We start from the raw sequence: 17,781 nt of genomic DNA, 5'->3' as shown, positions 1-17,781 counted from the left end.
GAAAGCGCATCAAGTTGTTGATGTTGGCAGGGGTTTTCGGCGCACCCTGCCCATCCCGCGCAACCAGCGATCCGACGATCCCAGGACATGTCCGTGACCATGGCCCAAGGAATGAGGCGCCTCGGCACACCGATCGCGGTGCTGCTGGGCATCGCGTTCGTGGCCCTGCTGGCGAGCTCCTGGCTGGTCAATCGCGAGGCACTGCGGCAGGCGGTGGAGCGCCAGATCCGCGCCGTGACCGGGCTCGAGCTCGTCGTCAACGGACATATCGACGTCTCCTTGTTTCCGGGCAGCTACGTCTCGTTCCACGATGTCGGCCTGAAGGGCAGCGGCACCGAGGATCCGGCCCTGCGCGTCGACGTGCTGACCGCCAATCTGCAATTGCTGCCGCTGCTGTTGCAGCGGTTCGAAATCGCCGATGTCATGATGCTGCGGCCGCAGATCAACGTCACCCGCGAGGCCGACGGCAACAGCAACTGGACTCCCTTCATCGAGACCATCGCGCGCACGATGCGTCCGGGGCCCGACAGCCAGATGTCGTTCTCCGAGATCCGCATCCAGGACGGCATCCTGGTCTACGAGGACACCGACCACCATGCTTCCGAGCGGCTCGACGATATCGATCTGTCGCTCGCCTGGCCGTCGATCTCGCGCTCGTTCGCGGCGACCGGGCAGTTCGATTGGCGCGGCCAGCGCATCGAGGGCTCCATCAGCGTCAGCGACTTCCTGGCTGCGCTGTCGGGGGACCGGTCGGGCTTGAAGATGCGTCTCGCCAGCCCGCCACTGAAGGTCGCCTTCGATGGCACGGTCGCGAACCGCACCAGCGCGCTGATGGAAGGCACGTTGACCGTGGACAGCCCGTCGCTCCGCGATGCGCTGCGCTGGACGGGGCAGACGCCGCTCGGCGGCGGCGGCTTCGGGCGCTTCGCCTTGCGTGCCCGCGCCAACGTGGTCGGCGCCTCGGTCGCCCTCACCAATGTCAACGTCGAGCTCGACGGCAACACCGCCGAAGGCGTGATGACCTACGCCAATAACGGCCGACAGACGCTGCAGGCGACGCTGGCGGCCGACGCGCTCGACTTCACCCCCTACATCTCGACAGTCCGGCTGCTGGCCAATGGTGCGCGCGACTGGAACCGGCAACTGTTCGACCTCAAGGCCTTGTCCACCACCGACCTCGACATGCGGCTATCGGCCGCAAAAGTCACGGTCGGCTCCTCGAAAATCGGACGCACGGCCTTCGGCGCCAACCTGCGCAACGGCGTGCTCGCCCTCTCGGTCGGCGAGGCTCAGATGTATGGCGGCATCGTGCGCGGCTCGTTCGGAATCGCCCGGGCCGACACCGTGGCCGACGTGAAGGCTGAGCTGCAATTCAACGATGTCGATCTACAGGCCTGCGCCAACGAGATGTTCGGCGTGTCGTCGCTGTCGGGACGCGGCAATCTCAACGTCTCGCTGACGGCTTCGGGCTCGAGCCCGTTCGGGCTCGCCCAGTCGCTCGACGGCAGCGCCAATTTGCAGGGCCGCGATGGCGCGATCTCCGGCTTCAACGTCGAGCAGCTCCTGAAGCGCCTCGAGCGCAGCCCGCTGTCGCGCGGCGGCAGCTTCCGCTCCGGCTCGACGCCTTACGATTCGCTGACGATCGCGGTCAAATTCTCCGAGGGTATCGCGACCGCGGAGGACATCCGCGTCGAGAGCCCGACCGCGCGCATCACGATGACCGGTACGGCCTCGGTGCCGACACGGGAATACGATTTCAAGGGCGTCGCGAGCCTGCTGTCATCAGGCAATGGCAGCAACGGCTTCGAACTGCCTTTCGTCGTCCAGGGCCCCTGGGAAGATCCACTGATCTTTCCCGATCCGGAAAGCCTGATCCGCCGCGCCCCGGCCGCCGCCCCTCTGCTCGATGCAGTCAAGGACCGCAAGACGAGGGATGCGGTGCGCTCGGTGCTGGAACGATTCACTGGCGGCGGATTGCGCCCGGCCCAGCCGGACAATGCGCCGCAGGCTGACGCGCCGACGGGCGGCACTCCCACCAAGCAGAACTGACCAACTCGGCTTGCTTCGCGTGCCGAGACGCGGCCGCCGCCACGACCTATGTCTGATATATTACTTCTGGATCACGTCGGGTCCCTGGGCTAGTGTCCCGCCACAACCGATCGAGCAAGATCGGCGGATCAGGGAGAGACATGTGAAATCCAGGGGAATGGGTGCGCTTTCAATCGCAGTAGCCGCCGGGCTTTTTTGCGCTGCAGCACCAGCTATCGCTCAGGACACCATCACGATCTGGTGGAGCAAGGGCTTCTACAAGTCCGAGGACGATGCGCTGCTCAACGTCGTCAAGAAGTTCGAGGCCAAGACCGGCATCAAGGTCGAGCTGTCGCAATACGCGATCCAGGACATGATTCCGAAGACGGTCGCCGCGCTCGATTCCGGCACCGTGCCCGACGTAGCCTATGCGGACACCTACGACGTTCAGGCGCAGGGTAAGTGGGCCTACGAAGGCAAGCTCGAGGATCTCACCGACATCCTGGAGCCGATGAAGTCGGCGTTCGCTCCGAACACGCTCGAGACCGCCTACCTCTACAACAACGTCGCCAAGAAGAAGGCCTATTACGGCTTCCCGCTGAAGCAGCAGAGCATGCACGTCCAGATCTGGGGCGACATGCTGGGCAAGGCCGGCTTCAAGCAGAGCGACATCCCGACCAAGTGGGAAGACTATTGGACGTTCTGGTGCGACAAGGTGCAGCCGGCGATCCGCAAGGCGACCGGCCAGCGCATCTACGGCGTCGGCCAGCCGATGGGCGTGGAATCCACCGACTCGTTCCAGTCGTTCTACACCTTCATGGACGCCTACAACGTCAAGCTGGTCGATGACGATGGCAAGCTCTTGGTCGACGACCCCAAGGTGCGCGACGGCCTCGTCAAGGCGATGAAGGATTATACCGACACCTACATCAAGGGCTGCACGCCGCCCTCGTCCACGACGTGGAAGGATCCGGACAACAACGTCGCCTTCCACAACAAGACGATCGTGATGACCCACAATTTCACGATCTCGATCGCGGCCAAGTGGTTCGAGGACTCCACCAACCCGGCGCTGACACCCGAGCAGCGCGCGGCCGGCAAGAAGGCCTATGAGGAGGACATCATCACCGCGTCCTTCCCCAACAAGCCCGACGGCACGCCGATCAAGTACCGCTCCGACGTCAAGACCGGCCTGATCTTCGCCAATGCGCCGCACAAGGCGCAGGCCAAGGAGTTCATCAAGTTCCTGATGCAGGAGGAGAACCTCGGTCCCTACGTCGAGGGCGCGCTGGGCCGCTGGTTCCCGGTGACGACCGCCGGCCAGAAGAGCCCGTTCTGGCAGGCCGACCGCCATCGCAAGGCCGTGTACACCCAGTTCACCGGCGGCACCACGCCGTTCGACTTCACCAAGAACTACAAGTTCACGATCCTCAACAATGAGAACGTCTGGGCGAAGGCGATGAACCGCGTTGTCAGCGAGAAGGTGCCGGTCGAGAAGGCCGTCGACGAGCTGATCGCGCGGCTCAAGGAGGTCGCCGGCTAGTCTCTCGCCTCGCGAGGCACTGGCGAGATCCTGACAAGACAACAAATCCCGGCCGCAGCGCATGCGGCCGGGATGGCTTATAGGCGGGAAGAGACGACCCGGGAAAAACGACCATGGCGATCACGCTCTCAGCTTCCGATTCCGCGATCGCGGAGGCGCCGCGCCCGGTGCTGCTGACACCGTCACAGGTGTGGGGCATCGTCATGCTTGCCCCCTATCTGCTCGTCTTCCTCGCCTTCGTCGTCTATCCCGTCGGCTACGGCCTGTGGCTCGCCCGGGAGCCGGCCAGCTATGTCGCGCTGTATAACGATCCCATCTTCGCGCGCGCCGCCGTCAACACGCTGATCTTCCTTCTGGTCGGCATCAATCTGAAGATGGTGGTCGCGCTGTTCCTGTCCGGCTTCTTCATTCAGCAGCGCGGCTGGATCAAATGGCTGTCGGTCATCTTCATCCTGCCCTGGGCGGTGCCTTCGATCCCGACCATCCTGTCGGTGCGCTTCATGCTCAATCCCGAATGGGGCGTGGTGAACCAGCTGATCTTCAAGTTCACCGGCGATGACGGCCCGAACTGGCTGAACGATCCGACCGTTGCGCTGTCGATGGCGATCGGCATGCACATCTGGAAGTCGCTGCCGTTCTGGACGCTGATCCTGATGACGGGTCGGCTCGCGATCTCGCAGGACCTGTTCGAGGCGGCCGAGGTCGATGGCGCCACCTGGTGGCAGAAGTTCCGCTTCATCACTTGGCCGTCGATGCAGACGCTCTACATCACCTGCACGCTGCTCTCGATGATCTGGACGCTCGGCGACTTCAACAGCGTCTATCTCCTGACCGGCGGCGGTCCCGCCGATCTCACCCACGTGTTGTCGACACTCGGCATCCGCTATCTCCGGCTCGATCAGCTCAGCCTTGCCATGGCCTCGATCGTCTGCGCGATGCCGCTAGTGCTCCCCCTGGTCTATTTCATGATGAAGCGGTTGTCGCGATGAAGCTCCCCACCCTGCGCGAGGTTGGCACCGAGGCCCGGCTGCTGCTGATCGGCATTCCCGTCTTCATCTGGACGATGATTCCGATCTACCACATGTTCCTGTTCGCGATCTCGCCGAAGGAGGACGCGTTCTCGGGTAAGCTGTGGCCGGATCATCCGACGCTGCACAACTTCTCGATCGTGTTCCACCAGCAGCATTATTTCCTGCGCGACTTCTGGATCCAGTTCGGCAACTCCGTCCTCATTGCCGCCGCCGTCGGCGCGCTGACCCTGGTGATCGCGACCTGCGCGGCTTACGCCATTTCGCGCCTGCGCGTGCCCGGCAGCCGCGTGGTGATGAACCTTGCGCTGTTCACCTATTTCATCCCGGCCGCGTTCCTCGCGGTGCCGATGTATCGCACCATGGGCAAATACGGCCTCCTCAACAACGACTGGTCGTTGATCCTGGCGATGGTGACGATCGCCTCGCCCTACGCGATCTGGGTGCTGAAACAGGCCTCCGACAAGCTGCCGGTCGAGCTGGACGAGGCCGCTGTCATGGACGGCGCCAGTCCGCTGCAGATCTTCCGCCTCGTCTATGTGCCGCTGATGATGCCTTCGCTGGTCGCGATCGGCACCTATGCCGTGCTGCTGGCCTGGAACGAGTACCTCTACGCGTTCCTGCTGCTCTCGAACGACAAGGATATCACGCTGCCCGTGGCGCTCGGCAACTTCCTGGCCGCCGACGATTCGCCGTGGGAGCTGCTGATGACCACCGGCTTCATCTACGCGTTGCCGCCCGCCGCGGTCTACTATGCCTTCAAGCGCTATATGGTGGGCGGGCTGACCGCGGGCGCCGTGAAGTCGTGACGGAGCGATGAGGGTCGGATTTCGTCAGGGACGGTTCGCCGACGCATCGCGGGCGAACTGGGATGGCGACGGGCCGCGACCGATCGACTGGTTCGCCTGGTACCCGGTCGCCGACGACGCCGAGGAGACGGCGCTCCCGCTCGCACCGTGGCCGCAGGGCTGGTTCAATGCGGGACCAGCGGCCTTGAATTCGCCGCTCGCTGCAAGCGCGGACGCCTGTCCTCTCGTCGTGTACTCGCACGGCACCGGCTGCAACGGCCTGCAGTTCGAATGGCTGGCGCGCGAGCTGGCGGCCCGCGGCTTTGTCGCGGTCGCCGTCAATCATCATGGCAACAGCAACGCCGAGCCCTACCGCGCAGAGGGCTTCCTCTGCTCATGGGAACGCCCGCGCGACGTGTCCTTGCTGATCGACCACATCGTCGCTCATCCCGATTTCGAAGGCCGCATCAACCTCGCCCGCAACTACGCCATCGGCTATTCGCTCGGTGGCGTCACGGCGACGGCCCTGCTCGGCGCCATCATGCTCCGCTCGCCGTTCGAGCCCGGCGCCAATCTCGGCCGCGGACCGCGCGAGTTTCCCGATCTCGTCGATCATCTGCCGCGGCTGATGGAGAAGAGCCAGGTCTTCCGCGACTCCTGGGCGCGGATGTCGGCCTCCTATCGCGATCCCCGCATCAAGGCGGCGCTGCTGCTGGCGCCGGGCCGATCGGTGCAGGGCTTCTCGGAGGAGAGCGTCACCGCGATCCGCGTGTCGACCCGCATCATGGTCGGAGGTGTGGACGCGCTGCTGCCGGCCGCACGCTGGCTGCAGGAGCGGTTGCCGCGCAGCACGTTCGACATGGTCGCCGCCGACGCCGGCCATTATGTCTTCTTGCCCGAGAGCACCGACCTCGGCCGCAGCTCCGATCCGGCCAGCTGCGTCGATCCGCCTTCGGTCGATCGCGGCGCGGTTCATCGCTCGGTCATCGCTGCTGCGTTAGAGCTGTTCGCTGTTGAGTGACGCTGCGACAACATCCTCCGTCGTTGCGAGCGAAGCGAAGCAATCCAGAGTCCTTGCTCGGCCCTGGATTGCTTCGCTTCGCTCGCAATGACGAGAAGTTAGAGCGGGGCCGCGCTCTCGCCGCGGTCGCTCGACAATTTCGAGGCGAGTGATGCGATCACGATCACCACGGCGATGACTCCGATCACCAGCGTGCAGATCGCGTTGATCTCCGGCTTTACCCCGAGCCGCACCTCCGAGTAGATTCGGATCGGCAACGTCGCCGAGCCCGGTCCGGTGGTGAAGCTCGCGATCACGAGATCGTCGAGCGACAGCGTGAAGGCGAGCATCCAGCCAGCGATCACCGCAGGGGCGATCAGCGGCAAGGTGACCATCACGAACGCGCGCAGCGGATCGCAGCCGAGATCCATCGCGGCCTCCTCCAGGCTGCGGTCGAGCGACACCAGACGCGACTGCACGACGACAGCGACGAAGCACATCGTGAGGGTCGTGTGGGCGATCGTCACCGTCCAGAAGCCGCGCTCGGCCTCCAGCGCCACGAACAGCAGCAGCAGCGACAGGCCGGTGATCACCTCGGGCATCACCAGCGGCGCATACAGCATGCCGGAGAACAGCATGCGGCCGCGAAAGCCCTGGCCGCGCGACAGCGCCACCGCGGCCAGCGTCCCCAGCACCGTCGCCGCCGTCGCCGCGGTGGCGCCGACACGCAGGCTCATCCAGGCCGCATCGATCATGGCACGGTCGTTGAAGAACTCGTGATACCAGCGCAGCGACCAGCCGCCCCACACCGTCACCAGCCGCGAGGCGTTGAACGAGTAGATCACCAGGATCAGAATGGGCAGATACAGGAACGCCAGCCCGAGCGTCAGCGAGGCGACATTGAAGCGAGAAAGGCGGGAGGCTTTAGGCATGAGCGCCTCCTCCGTCGACCCGGGCGAAGCTTTCTCCGTTCTCTCCCCCCTTGTGGGGGAGGGTCAAGGAGGGCGGCCCCCAGCAAAGACTGCCGATGCGGACCCCTACCACCAACCCCTGCCCGCAAGGGGGAGGGGAGCGAGAGAGCGTGCCTCGCTGCACTCCAGCCATCACCGGCTCTCCTCCAGCTGCCGGCGTTGCAGCCGGTCGTAGAGCAGGAGCGGGAGCAACAGGACGGCGAGCAGCACCACGGCGATGCTGGAGGCCACCGGCCAATCCTTGTTGGTAAAGAACTCGAGCCAGAGCGTCTGGCCGATCATCAACGATTTCGAACCGGCGAGAAGGTCGGGAATGACAAACTCGCCGACGATCGGGATGAAGCACAGCAGCGCGCCGGCGCCGACTCCCGGCAGCGACAGTGGAAACGTCACCAGCCAGAAGGTCTCGCGCGGCGAGGCGCCGAGATCGGCAGCGGCCTCCTCCAGCGCCGGCTCCAGCTTCGTCAGCGTCGCAAACAGCGGCAGGATCATGAACGGCAGATAGGAATAGACGATACCGACATACATGGCGCTGTCGGTCGACAACCACACCACCGGCGCCGAGACCAGATGCAGCGCGAGCAGCACCTGGTTCAACAGCCCGTCATGCTGGAGGATGTTGACCCAGGCATAGATGCGGATCAGGAACGAGGTCCAGAACGGCACGATCACAAGCATCATCGCGACGCCCTGCCAGCGCCTCGGCAGCCGCGCCATGCCATAGGCGACGGGATAGCCGATCAGCAGCAGGATGGCCGTCGACGTCGCCGCGACGACGACGCTGCGCAGATAGGACGCGAGATACAGGTCGTCCGACAGCAGCAGACGGAAATTGTCGAGCGACAGCGCCGCAAATGCATCCCGGAGCGACGACAAACCATCAGCCAGCGAGAACACCGGCGTATAGGGCGGCTGCGCGATCGCAGTCTGCGACAGGCTGATCTTGGCGACGAAGGCGAACGGCACCAGGAAGAACAGCACCATCCAGACGTAGGGCGCGATCGCCGCGAAGCGGGCCGGACGCGAGAAGATGCGGCGCGCGCTCATCGCTCCAGCACCACACAATCATCGGGCGTGAACCAGGCCACGACGCGCTGGTTCAGCCCATAGCCGTCGACGTCGAGCCGGGCCGTGTTGGCCTGAGAGGCGTGCAGGACAGCGCCGCCGTCGAGCTGGATCTTGTACGCGGTCTTGCCGCCGAGATAGCTCGCATCGGAAATGGTCCCCTCGACACAGTTGATCGCGGCGGCATCGCCGGCCGGCCGGCGAAGCGCGAGACGGATCTTCTCGGGACGGATCGCGACCGCAACCCTGCTCTCGCTGACGGGAGTGACGGGCTGTGCCGCAGCGAGCTCGCCGGCCGAGGCAGTCGTGATCCGCAGCCGGTGCGGCTCCCGCGCGATCACCTCGCCCTCGAACAGGTTGATGTCGCCGACGAACTCCGCGACCCACCGCGACACGGGCTCTTCATACAGCCGGCGCGGTGCAGCGACCTGTTCGAGCCGTCCCGCGTTCATCACCCCGATGCGGCTCGCCACTGTCATCGCCTCTTCCTGATCGTGGGTGACGATGATGAAGGTCATGCCGAGCTTGCGCTGCAGCTCCATCAGCTCGAACTGCGTGCTCTCGCGGAGCTTCTTGTCGAGCGCCGCCATCGGCTCATCCAGCAGCAGCACCTGCGGCCGGCGCGCCAGCGAGCGCGCCAAGGCGACGCGCTGCTTCTGGCCCCCGGACAGTTGATCGGGCTTGCGCTTCTCCAGGCCTTCGAGCCGGACCAGCGCCACCATCTCGGCGACACGGGTGGCGATCTCGGCGCGCAGCATGCCGGCACGCTTCAGGCCGAAGGCGATGTTGTCGCGCACGTTCAGATGCGGGAACAGCGCGTAGTTCTGGAACATCATGTTGACGGGCCGCTGATGCGGCAGCACCTGCGCGATGTCCTCGCCCGACAGCAGGATGCGTCCTTCATCCGGCGTCTCGAAGCCGGCCAGCATGCGCAGCAAGGTCGTCTTGCCGCAGCCGCTGGGGCCGAGCAGCGCGAAGAACTCGCCGGCGCGGATGTCGAGCGAGACGCCATCGACGGCGCGGAAGCTGCCGAAGGTCTTGACGACGTTCTCGATGCGCAGGAGCGGCGGCTGAGGATCGGGGCGCGGATCCGGCGGTGGCGATGCTACCGGCTCCTCGGCGGGTGCTGGATTTGCGGTCTCGTCAGCCATGTCCTGATCTAGTCACCCTGCCCGGCCACAACGCCGGGCCAGTCGGCAAGCTAGCCGCCCGCGGATTGCAGCTCAACCGCACGGGCCGGACTATCCCCGCTCGCGTCAGCCGCCTGCGGCGTGCTCCGGCCACAGGTCGCAGCGGCCATGAACGCAGCGAGCGCGTCGCGGTCGGCAGCGGGAAGCGTCAGGCCCAGCTTGGTTCGCCGCCACAGCACGTCGTCGGCAAAGCGTGCGCATTCGCGCGTCATGAGGTAGCGGACCTCCGCCTCGGTCAGCTGCGGCCCGAACGCCTGTCCGAGATCGGCCCGGCATCTCGCCTCGCCCAGCATCTCCGCCAGCCGGGTGCCATAGGCGCCGACCAGCCGCCGGGCCTCGGCTTCGCCGAGAAAGCGCCAGCGGTCCCGTGCGTCATCGACGAGATCCTCGAACCGGTCCCAGGCGAAGTCGCCCCCAGGAAGCGGCGCGCTCGCAGTCCAGCGTGGCGACATTGGATAGAAGCGCGCGAGGCGGGAGACCGCCTGCTCGGCCCGGTGCCGGACCGTCGTGACGTCGCCGCCGCACATGGTCAGCAGCGGCGCCTTGGCCGGCTCCCTGGCGCGTCCAGCATCGAGGCACACGACCGTTTCCAACCGTCCGCTGTCGGCGGCGCGCAGCACCATCATGTTGGCGCCAGCCACGCTCCGGACCACGTCCGCAGGCTGAATGTCCGAGCGGAAATAGCGGTTCGCCGCCCTGCAGAGATAAGCCACGTCTGCCGCAGGCACCGCCACCACGGCTGGGTCGCCCTTGAAGCCGTGGGCCACCGTGCCGATCAGGGTGAAATCCTGCTCGTAGGGCTGGGCAAAGATCAGCCGTCCATCCGAATTCTGAAACACGTAGACCGCTTCGACATCGAACAGCCGCGGCACGATGATCTGGCTGACCTGCCGCACGGTGACCCACGGCAGCGGCTGACGCAGCACGGTTTCCGCCGTCGAGACGCTCCACGCGCCGGTGGCGTTGGCGAGCGCGCGCGAGGTGACGATGCGGCGATGGCCGCGGTCGATGATGGCGAGGCGCCATATTTGGTCGCGGTCGGCCCGCACGCAGCGGGCGCCGGTCCGGATCTCTGCGCCGCGCTCGGCGGCATCCATCGCGGTCAGGACCACCAGGCGGGAATCGTCGACCACGCAATCGGAATAGTCGAATGCCGTCCCGATCGGACGCTTCAAGGCATCGCCGACCGGATGATGCGTGACATCGAGCGCCGACGCGGCCGGCAGCCGGTTGCGCGCAGCGAGGCGATCGTAGAGCCAGAGCCCTGCGCGCAACTGCCATGGCGGCCGCTCATCGGCGTGAGCCGGAATCGCAAAACGGATCGGCCGCACAAGATGCGGCGCGACCGTGAGCCAGACGTCGCGCTCGGCAAGCGCGCGACGCACGCGCAGAAAGCCGCGGCGCTCCAGCGCCGCGAGGTCCCCGTGCACCAGCCGCGACGTGGCCGACGAGGCGCCGCCGCCGAGATCGCCCTGCTCGACCAGGATCACGCGCAAACCGCGGCCAGCCGCATCACGCGCCAGGCTGACGCCGTTCAGACCTCCGCCGATGATCGCCAGATCGTAGTCCGCCATACGCAAGGTCTTCGAGCGTGCCAGGACGAACGATCGTAGACCGGCGGAAATGATTCTCGTAGCGACCCAACTGTTACGAGTGCGGATAAATTCGCGCTGTTGCGCAACAGCCTCTGACCGGACTGCCAGGTCAGCCGGTCTTGCGAACGGACGCGACGTCGTCGTCGTCGTGAGCGCGACCGACAATGCCGTCATATTTGTCGATCGGCAGGGGCTTGCCGAGCAGATAGCCCTGAACCGAGTCGCAGCCCTGCTCGGCGAGGAAGCCGAGCTGCTCCGGCGTCTCGACGCCTTCCGCCACGATCGACATGTTCATGCCGTGACCCAGACCGATGACCGCACGAATGATCGCCGCCGATTGCGGGTTGCGGCCGATATTCATGACGAAGGCGCGGTCGATCTTGATCTTGTCGAACGGGAACGCCTGAAGGTAGCTCAGCGACGAGTAGCCGCTGCCGAAATCGTCCATCGAGACGCGAACGCCGAGCGCCTTCAGCCGGCGCAGCAGCGCGACACCGCGATCGAAATCCTCGATCAGCACACCCTCGGTGATCTCCAGCTCGAGCCTGCCGGGCGCGAGCCCCGTCTCGATCAGGATCGAGTGGACCAGCGCAACGAGGTCGCCATGGACGAACTGCGCCGGAGACAGGTTGACCGCGACCTGCAGCGGCTTCGGCCACGACGCCGCCTCGCGGCAGGCCTCGCGCAGGATCCACTCGCCCATCTCGACGATGAGGCCGCTCTCTTCCGCGAGCGGAATGAAGTCGCTCGGCGGCACGAACCCCCGGACCGGGTGCTGCCAGCGCGCCAGCGCCTCGAAGCCGATGATCTCGCTGGCGTCGACCGTGCGGCCGGAGACGGCCTGCGGCTGGAAGTACAGCGACAGTTCGCCATGCTTGATCGCGACAGACAGCTCCTGATGCAGAACGCGGCGGTCGCGAATCTGCTGATCCATTTCAGGCTCGTAGAAGGTGATGCTGCCGCGCGATTTGGCCTTGGCGCGGAACAGAGCAGCACCCGCATTGGCGAGCAGCGACGCCGGATCCGAACCATTGTGCGGAAACACCGAGATGCCCGTCGTCAGCGCGGTGCGGATCGATTTGCCCTCGATCTGGAAGTCCACCGCGATCGCCGCCGCCAATTGCTCGGCCAGGGCCCTGCCCGTTTCCGGTTGCTTGCCGTCGATGATCAGCCCGAACTCGTCGCCCGAGAGACGGGCAACGACGCCGCCCCGGGCAACGGCATGGACGCGACGGGCGACCTCGATCAACAGCTTGTCGCCGATGGCGTGGCCGAAGACGTCGTTGACGTCCTTCAGGCCCTTGAGATCGACGTTCAGGACCGCGAACTCCTCGTCCGTATCCGCGCAGGCCTCGATCATCTGGCTGAGGGCCTGCAGGAACGCGGCGCGGTTAGGCAGATCGGTCAGGCCGTCGTGATAGGCCATGTGCGCCATCCGCGATTCGGTCTGGCGCCGATCGGTGACGTCCTCATAGGTCTTGATCAGATATTGCGGCTGGCCGGTCTCGCCCAGCACGGTTGCCCGCCGCGTCAGGAACAGCCGCAGGCCGTCCTTGGTCGAGATCGGATGTTCCTCAGTCAGAAGGCCGCGCTTCTTGATGGCGGCTTCGTCGCGCGCCGTGATCAGTCTGGCCTCGCGCGGATTGAAGATGTCGGCGGTGGTCAGGCCGGTGGCGTCCTCGCGCTTGCGGTTGAGGATGATCTCGGCGCTGCGGTTGGCGAGCAGATAGCGGCCGTCGCTGACGCTCTCGACGATGAGCGAAACCGGAATGTTGTCGACGACCAGTTCCAGGAACTTCTTGCTGTTCTCCAGCTCGCGGCTCAGCGATCGCCGCTCCGTGGCATCGTCGAACAGCGCGATGAGGAATTGCGGTTCGTTCTTGTCGTTGCGTGCAACGACCCGGTGGGCGTCCAGGATGCGCTTCTCGTCACCGCGTTGAACCACGAGTTCGCTGCAATAGGTGGAGCCGGGCGCCAGCATCGCTTCGCGGTCGGCAGCTGCGATGTCGGCCGCGGTCTCCTCGCCGAACAGGTCGCTCGGGCGCCGTCCGATGATCTGATCCCGCGGCACCTGCGCGAACTGCTCGAACGCCCGGTTGGCGAAGATGTAGCGGCCGTCCTCGATGTTCTTGGCGGCGACGCAGACGGGAACCTGATCGACCACCGATTCCAGGAACTGCTTGGTCGAGGCGAGCTCGCGCTCCAGCCGGTGCTGCACCGTACAGTCTTCATGGATGCCGATCGATCCGCCGGTCGGAAGACGGAACATCTGGGCGCGCACCACACGTCCGCCGGGCAGCTCGGTCAGGCACCCGTCCGGCTGCCGCGCCTGGCGCGCATAGTCCTCGACCGTCAGATTGAGCAGGCCACGCTGCCGCCGCAACTCGACCAGATCCCGGCCGGTGCAGCCGGGCGGAATGTCAGCCCGGCTCATGCCGTAGATCTCGAGAAAGCGGTGGTTGTAGAAGACGACGCGGTTGGCGGCGTCCGTCAGCATCAGCCCCTGGCTCAGATTGTTGAGCGCGGAGCTGATGAAAACGTTACGCCGAAGTTGTGCCCGCTTGGCGCGCCGCAAGGCCGAATGGATCCAGATCACGACCGACGCGAGGAAGGCGCAGACGACAACGCCGGCGATCAACACCTTCCAGAGCACGTCCGGCTCGATGGTGCCCAGGTAGCCGGAGGGCGAGAAATCGGAGGAAGCGGCCCAGGCGCGCGTCGGCGCAGCCGCCCACGCTGCCATGGCGGCCACCGAGGCCGCAACGACACGCGCAGAAAACGCGTTTCGGTCGCTCGCCTGCCAATTCTTGCCAGCCATCAATCACCCGCGGTATTCGGCGACAGTATCTGGCTTCACCTATTGGGATCGGGTAAACGGGTTCCGCAAACTTCGAAAAAGACGAAGCAAATTTGGTCAATGGCCGCCCTATGATGAATCGTTTGCTAAGGGCGGACCGAGATCTACCCACCAGGGATTGCGGCGAGCCATGAGTTCCCCGAATCGTTTCAGGACTATGCATGGATAGAGTGGATTGCGTGGTCGTCGGCGCCGGCGTCGTCGGACTTGCCGTCGCACGTCAACTGGCGCGGGCCGGACGCGAGGTCATCGTTCTCGAGGCGGCCGAGGGCATCGGAACCGTCACGTCGTCTCGCAACAGCGAAGTGATCCACGCCGGCATCTATTACAAGGCCGGGAGCCTGATGGCCCGCTTCTGCGTGGCCGGCAAGCGCATGCTTTACCGCTATTGCGACGAGCATGGCGTGCCCTACCGCAATTGCGGGAAGCTGATCGTTGCAACCAATCCAGCCGAGACCGAGAAGCTGCAGGGCATCCGCGCGCACGCCGAAGCCAATGGTGTCGAAGGGATGCGGCTGCTGCCCGGGTCCGAAGCCCTGGCGCTGGAGCCGGCCCTGGCCTGCCAGGCCGCGCTGCTGTCGCCATCCACCGGCATCCTCGACAGCCATGCCTTCATGCTGTCGCTGCGCGGCGAGATCGAGGACGCCGGCGGCGCCTTCGCCTTCCACACGCCGTTGCTGCGGGCCAAGGCGACGGGGGGATCGATCGAGGTCGATGCGGGCGGCGCGCAACCGATGACGCTGAGCTGCCGGCTGCTGGTGAACGCCGCCGGCCTCGACGCGCCCGAGCTGGCGCGGCTGATCGACGGCATGCCGTCGCCGCTGGTGCCGATGACCTATCTCGCCAAGGGCAACTATTTCAGCTGCAGCGCCCGGGCACCGTTCAGCCGACTCATCTACCCGGTGCCGGAACCAGGCGGCCTCGGCGTGCACCTCACGCTCGACATGGCAGGCCAAGCCAGATTCGGCCCCGACGTCGAGTGGATCGACCGGATCGACTATACGGTCGATCCGGCGCGCGCCGAGCGCTTCTACCCGGCGATCCGCAAGTACTGGCCGTCGCTGCCGGATGGGGCGCTGATGCCGAGCTATTCGGGCATCAGGCCGAAGATCGTACCGCCGGCCGTGGCGTCGCAGGATTTCGTCATTCAGGGCCCCCGCGATCACGGGGTGCCCGGACTCATCAATCTGTTCGGAATTGAATCGCCTGGATTGACGTCATCGCTGGCGATTGCGGCTCACGTCCGCGATCTCGCCTTGAGCTGAAGACCCCGATATCGGGATGAACGGCGTGTGGCGATAGCGGGAGACAACGCAGGCAGATGCGTTCGCGTCATCGTCTATCGCAACTAAGTCTATCGCAACTAATTTGATTGAAGTTGCGTCTGGGATGGACAGTCACCATCCCAGGCGCACGGTCTTACGATCGGATGGTACGGCGGGTGATGGTCACATGTCAGTGAAGTGTTTCGCTGGTTACCTGTCTCAAGCGCTCGATCTCGTCCTTCACCATCAGTTTGCGTCGCTTCAGTTCGGCAATTCGCAGGTCGTCCGTCGATGGATGCAGGAGAGCTTCATGCAATTCGCTTTCAAGAACTTTATGCTTACGCTCCAGTTCAACGAGATGCGCCTGAATGGCCATTCGAAACCTCCTCGGTAGGTGAACCTGAGATTCGACCAGGGCTAATGAGTGTACACAAGTCGCTTGACCTGTCGATGGGGCCAAAAGACCGCACATGCAAATTTGAGCGCCGTGTGTAACGAACCGTGAGCAGATCCGGACGAATCTAACGCCGGTGCCAACCTGAAATTCACGGGACAGCTGCACGGATCTTGAGGGGCGCGGCTTGCTTATCAGCTTCGCAGGCGCAATATTTGCGCCCGCCTTCGCAAGGCTTTCCACTTCCTTCCGCTTTTTTGCTATCATAGATCATGGCTGACCAAGACGAGCGCGAACTGCAGGCCGAACTCGCGCGCCTGCAGCAGGAGCACCGCGATCTCGACGCGGCGATCGACGCTTTGCATCAATCGCCCGCCCCCGATTTGTTGCGGCTGCAACGACTGAAGAAGCGGAAGCTTCTGCTACGCGATCGGATCGCCTTCATCGAAGACCAGATCACGCCCGACATTATCGCCTGAGGCGAAGCGTCAGCACGCCTGACCGTATGCACACAGGCAATATGCATCAGCGGTGCAGGATATGCCGAGGCGCCTTGACAAACAGAACAAAAAGAGAACAATCAGGTCATCCCTCGTCCCCTGACGACAACAAGGATGGTTGTGATGCCCGCCTCCTTCTCCCCACAGGATCGGCTCTACGAACAGGCCTGTGACCAGGCCATCGCGATGTGCGACGGCAATCTGCGCTCCACGATCAAGGCGCTGATCATGGCGAACGAGTATCTCGAGCTGGAGCTGCAGGAGCTGCGGGCCGCGATCTCCTGCGGCTGCGTGCCCAACACCGCTTCGGACGGTCCGGAGAGCAATGCGGCCTGAGCCCTGCCTGAGTCTTACCTGAGTCCTCGGGCCGTCGAGACTCTCCGGACGATTGCCACCGCGCTCGCTCGCAGCTTCGACGAAGGCCGGGAGGTGCGTGCAATGCCTGATATCACCTATTACGTCGCCATGCCGTTCAGACGGGACGAGGCAGGGATGCTGGTCGCAGGCGCGGCCGAGGAATGCCAGAGTTCGTCCGCAGCGCTGCGTCGTGCCGAAGCGATGTCGCGCCTGCCGGACAACATCGGCGCCATTGCCTTCAGCCGCAGCGGCGATCCCTTGATGGGGGAATTCAGCGACGCCCGGCTGCTGCACAAGTTCGGCGAGTTGCCCGACGATCTCGGCGAGTTGTGAGCGCCGTGCACCACAAGCTCTGTCATCGGCGCGGATGGCCCGGGAGCGTCACCGCTGGTCGCCCGACCGGGCCGTTGCGTGCGCTGGGCTCTCGTACCTTCGTTGGGCCTTGCGCATGTACATCGCGCGGTCGGCTTCCTCCAGCGCACGCACCGGGTTGACGCGCTTGTCGAGCAGAGCAATCCCGGCCGACGCGCCGGCACGCACGGTCTGATCGCCGAAGGTGAAGGTCAGGCTGTCGATGGCCTGCTCCAGTTCCGCCGCCTTGGCATGGGCGTCCGCCGCGCTGAGATGCCAGAGCAGCACGCCGAACTCGTCGCCGCCGAGCCGGCCGATCACGTCGGAGGATCGGACATGCTCGCTGAGGACACGCGCAACCGCCTTCAGGACCTCGTCACCGGCGGCATGGCCGAACGTATCATTGATCGGTTTCAGCCGATCGACGTCGAGCACGACCAGGGCACCGGTCGCGTCATAGCGCTTGATGAAGGCGATCGAACGATGGAGCTCGCGGGCGAAGCCGCGACGATTGAAGATGTCGAGCAGGAAGTCGCGCTCAGCGGAGGCCGTCAGCTCGGCGATCCGGGCCTGTGCTGTCGCCAACTCGGCATTAAGGCGTCGGATCGTCTGCCGCGCGCCTGCCGGTACGGAACCGGGTTCAGGAGCCCGCGCGCGCCGCGAAGGCCGATGACGGTACCGGGTTCTTCGCTTCCCGGCTCGCCACGCGGCCGCCATGCGCTTCTTTTTCATCGGACACCTGCCGCGCCACCGTTTGGGCTTGCCGGGCTTGACCAAGACAGGATAGTCCATTCGGACCTTCATGCCATGGCTTGCCGCTGTCAGGACCGATCCTATACTCCGGCCCAT

General features: G+C 65.1%; 16 protein-coding genes. 9 read left to right on the top strand and 7 right to left on the bottom strand.

Going from position 1 to position 17,781, the window contains the following annotated elements; genetic code table 11:
- Nucleotides 1-99: 99 nt before the first annotated feature.
- From ACQR1D_RS06260 to ACQR1D_RS06240, 5 genes are all read left to right on the top strand, one after another.
- Nucleotides 100-2,049, top strand: coding sequence for an AsmA family protein (locus ACQR1D_RS06260; RefSeq protein ID WP_315802861.1), 1,950 nt, complete (start codon nt 100-102; stop codon nt 2,047-2,049).
- Between the two features lie 142 nt (nt 2,050-2,191).
- Nucleotides 2,192-3,571, top strand: coding sequence for an ABC transporter substrate-binding protein (locus ACQR1D_RS06255; RefSeq protein ID WP_315802622.1), 1,380 nt, complete (start codon nt 2,192-2,194; stop codon nt 3,569-3,571).
- A 113-nt stretch (nt 3,572-3,684) separates the two neighbouring features.
- A complete protein-coding gene (locus ACQR1D_RS06250; RefSeq protein ID WP_315802621.1) occupies nt 3,685-4,560 on the top strand; it encodes a carbohydrate ABC transporter permease in 876 nt (291 codons plus the stop codon).
- Nucleotides 4,557-5,408, top strand: a complete 852-nt coding sequence (locus tag ACQR1D_RS06245) for a carbohydrate ABC transporter permease (protein WP_315802620.1) — start codon at nt 4,557-4,559, stop codon at nt 5,406-5,408. The genes ACQR1D_RS06250 and ACQR1D_RS06245 overlap by 4 nt, the downstream gene beginning before the upstream one ends.
- 7 nt (nt 5,409-5,415) lie before the next feature.
- Nucleotides 5,416-6,408 (top strand): alpha/beta hydrolase family protein, encoded by a 993-nt coding sequence (locus ACQR1D_RS06240; protein ID WP_434839589.1) that lies wholly within the window; start codon nt 5,416-5,418, stop codon nt 6,406-6,408.
- Nucleotides 6,409-6,506: 98 nt separating this feature from the next.
- Here the strand turns inward: ACQR1D_RS06240 and ACQR1D_RS06235 are convergent, their stop codons facing one another.
- The 5 genes from ACQR1D_RS06235 to ACQR1D_RS06215 form a co-directional block, all read right to left on the bottom strand.
- Complete coding sequence (locus tag ACQR1D_RS06235) at nt 6,507-7,319, bottom strand: ABC transporter permease (RefSeq protein ID WP_315802618.1); 813 nt, start codon at nt 7,317-7,319, stop codon at nt 6,507-6,509.
- 171 nt (nt 7,320-7,490) lie between these two features.
- Nucleotides 7,491-8,405, bottom strand: a complete 915-nt coding sequence (locus ACQR1D_RS06230) for an ABC transporter permease (RefSeq protein ID WP_315802617.1) — start codon at nt 8,403-8,405, stop codon at nt 7,491-7,493.
- Nucleotides 8,402-9,574, bottom strand: coding sequence for an ABC transporter ATP-binding protein (locus ACQR1D_RS06225; RefSeq protein ID WP_315802616.1), 1,173 nt, complete (start codon nt 9,572-9,574; stop codon nt 8,402-8,404). Before ACQR1D_RS06225 ends, ACQR1D_RS06230 begins: the two co-directional genes overlap by 4 nt.
- Before the next feature lie 50 nt (nt 9,575-9,624).
- Entirely contained in the window at nt 9,625-11,187 is a 1,563-nt protein-coding gene (locus ACQR1D_RS06220; RefSeq protein WP_434839587.1) for a glycerol-3-phosphate dehydrogenase, read from the bottom strand.
- 130 nt (nt 11,188-11,317) lie between these two features.
- Entirely contained in the window at nt 11,318-14,026 is a 2,709-nt protein-coding gene (locus ACQR1D_RS06215; protein WP_434839586.1) for a sensor domain-containing protein, read from the bottom strand.
- Nucleotides 14,027-14,226: 200 nt separating this feature from the next.
- Between ACQR1D_RS06215 and ACQR1D_RS06210 the strand changes: the two genes are divergently transcribed.
- Nucleotides 14,227-15,330, top strand: coding sequence for an NAD(P)/FAD-dependent oxidoreductase (locus ACQR1D_RS06210; protein WP_434839585.1), 1,104 nt, complete (start codon nt 14,227-14,229; stop codon nt 15,328-15,330).
- Between the two features lie 190 nt (nt 15,331-15,520).
- Here the strand turns inward: ACQR1D_RS06210 and ACQR1D_RS06205 are convergent, their stop codons facing one another.
- Nucleotides 15,521-15,706, bottom strand: a complete 186-nt coding sequence (locus ACQR1D_RS06205; RefSeq protein ID WP_315802612.1) for a YdcH family protein — start codon at nt 15,704-15,706, stop codon at nt 15,521-15,523.
- 290 nt (nt 15,707-15,996) lie between these two features.
- Here ACQR1D_RS06205 and ACQR1D_RS06200 point away from each other — a divergent pair, with 290 nt between their 5' ends.
- The 3 genes from ACQR1D_RS06200 to ACQR1D_RS06190 all read left to right on the top strand — a co-directional run bounded on the left by ACQR1D_RS06200 (nt 15,997) and on the right by ACQR1D_RS06190 (nt 16,914).
- The gene (locus ACQR1D_RS06200; RefSeq protein WP_009028242.1) at nt 15,997-16,203 is read left to right on the top strand and encodes a YdcH family protein; all 207 of its coding nucleotides are present in this window, start codon (nt 15,997-15,999) and stop codon (nt 16,201-16,203) included.
- A gap of 144 nt (nt 16,204-16,347) precedes the next feature.
- On the top strand, nt 16,348-16,560 hold the full coding sequence (locus ACQR1D_RS06195) for a hypothetical protein (RefSeq protein WP_315802611.1): 213 nt from the start codon (nt 16,348-16,350) through the stop codon (nt 16,558-16,560).
- A 102-nt stretch (nt 16,561-16,662) separates the two neighbouring features.
- Nucleotides 16,663-16,914, top strand: a complete 252-nt coding sequence (locus ACQR1D_RS06190) for a hypothetical protein (protein ID WP_315802610.1) — start codon at nt 16,663-16,665, stop codon at nt 16,912-16,914.
- A 48-nt stretch (nt 16,915-16,962) separates the two neighbouring features.
- On the opposite strand, the gene ACQR1D_RS06185 is transcribed toward ACQR1D_RS06190, so the two are convergent.
- Entirely contained in the window at nt 16,963-17,664 is a 702-nt protein-coding gene (locus ACQR1D_RS06185) for a GGDEF domain-containing protein (protein WP_315802860.1), read from the bottom strand.
- Nucleotides 17,665-17,781: the final 117 nt, after the last annotated feature.

It is taken from the genome of Bradyrhizobium sp. HKCCYLRH2047 (assembly GCF_051168175.1).
Lineage (GTDB): Bacteria > Pseudomonadota > Alphaproteobacteria > Rhizobiales > Xanthobacteraceae > Bradyrhizobium.
Note: the sequence above shows the minus strand (reverse complement) of the source record. Positions and strands in the feature narration are given on the sequence as shown.

What these genes read in the sequence shown, in the direction of transcription:
- ACQR1D_RS06225 (WP_315802616.1), bottom strand. Translation starts at nt 9,574, where the DNA reads ATGGCTGACGAGACCGCAAATCCAGCACCCGCCGAGGAGCCGGTAGCA.
- ACQR1D_RS06190 (WP_315802610.1), top strand. Translation starts at nt 16,663, where the DNA reads ATGCCTGATATCACCTATTACGTCGCCATGCCGTTCAGACGGGACGAG.
- ACQR1D_RS06260 (WP_315802861.1), top strand. Translation starts at nt 100, where the DNA reads ATGGCCCAAGGAATGAGGCGCCTCGGCACACCGATCGCGGTGCTGCTG.
- ACQR1D_RS06230 (WP_315802617.1), bottom strand. Translation starts at nt 8,405, where the DNA reads ATGAGCGCGCGCCGCATCTTCTCGCGTCCGGCCCGCTTCGCGGCGATC.
- ACQR1D_RS06200 (WP_009028242.1), top strand. Translation starts at nt 15,997, where the DNA reads ATGGCTGACCAAGACGAGCGCGAACTGCAGGCCGAACTCGCGCGCCTG.
- ACQR1D_RS06215 (WP_434839586.1), bottom strand. Translation starts at nt 14,026, where the DNA reads ATGGCTGGCAAGAATTGGCAGGCGAGCGACCGAAACGCGTTTTCTGCG.
- ACQR1D_RS06235 (WP_315802618.1), bottom strand. Translation starts at nt 7,319, where the DNA reads ATGCCTAAAGCCTCCCGCCTTTCTCGCTTCAATGTCGCCTCGCTGACG.
- ACQR1D_RS06220 (WP_434839587.1), bottom strand. Translation starts at nt 11,187, where the DNA reads ATGGCGGACTACGATCTGGCGATCATCGGCGGAGGTCTGAACGGCGTC.
- ACQR1D_RS06205 (WP_315802612.1), bottom strand. Translation starts at nt 15,706, where the DNA reads ATGGCCATTCAGGCGCATCTCGTTGAACTGGAGCGTAAGCATAAAGTT.
- ACQR1D_RS06240 (WP_434839589.1), top strand. Translation starts at nt 5,416, where the DNA reads ATGAGGGTCGGATTTCGTCAGGGACGGTTCGCCGACGCATCGCGGGCG.
- ACQR1D_RS06245 (WP_315802620.1), top strand. Translation starts at nt 4,557, where the DNA reads ATGAAGCTCCCCACCCTGCGCGAGGTTGGCACCGAGGCCCGGCTGCTG.
- ACQR1D_RS06210 (WP_434839585.1), top strand. Translation starts at nt 14,227, where the DNA reads ATGGATAGAGTGGATTGCGTGGTCGTCGGCGCCGGCGTCGTCGGACTT.
- ACQR1D_RS06195 (WP_315802611.1), top strand. Translation starts at nt 16,348, where the DNA reads ATGCCCGCCTCCTTCTCCCCACAGGATCGGCTCTACGAACAGGCCTGT.
- ACQR1D_RS06250 (WP_315802621.1), top strand. Translation starts at nt 3,685, where the DNA reads ATGGCGATCACGCTCTCAGCTTCCGATTCCGCGATCGCGGAGGCGCCG.
- ACQR1D_RS06185 (WP_315802860.1), bottom strand. Translation starts at nt 17,664, where the DNA reads ATGAAAAAGAAGCGCATGGCGGCCGCGTGGCGAGCCGGGAAGCGAAGA.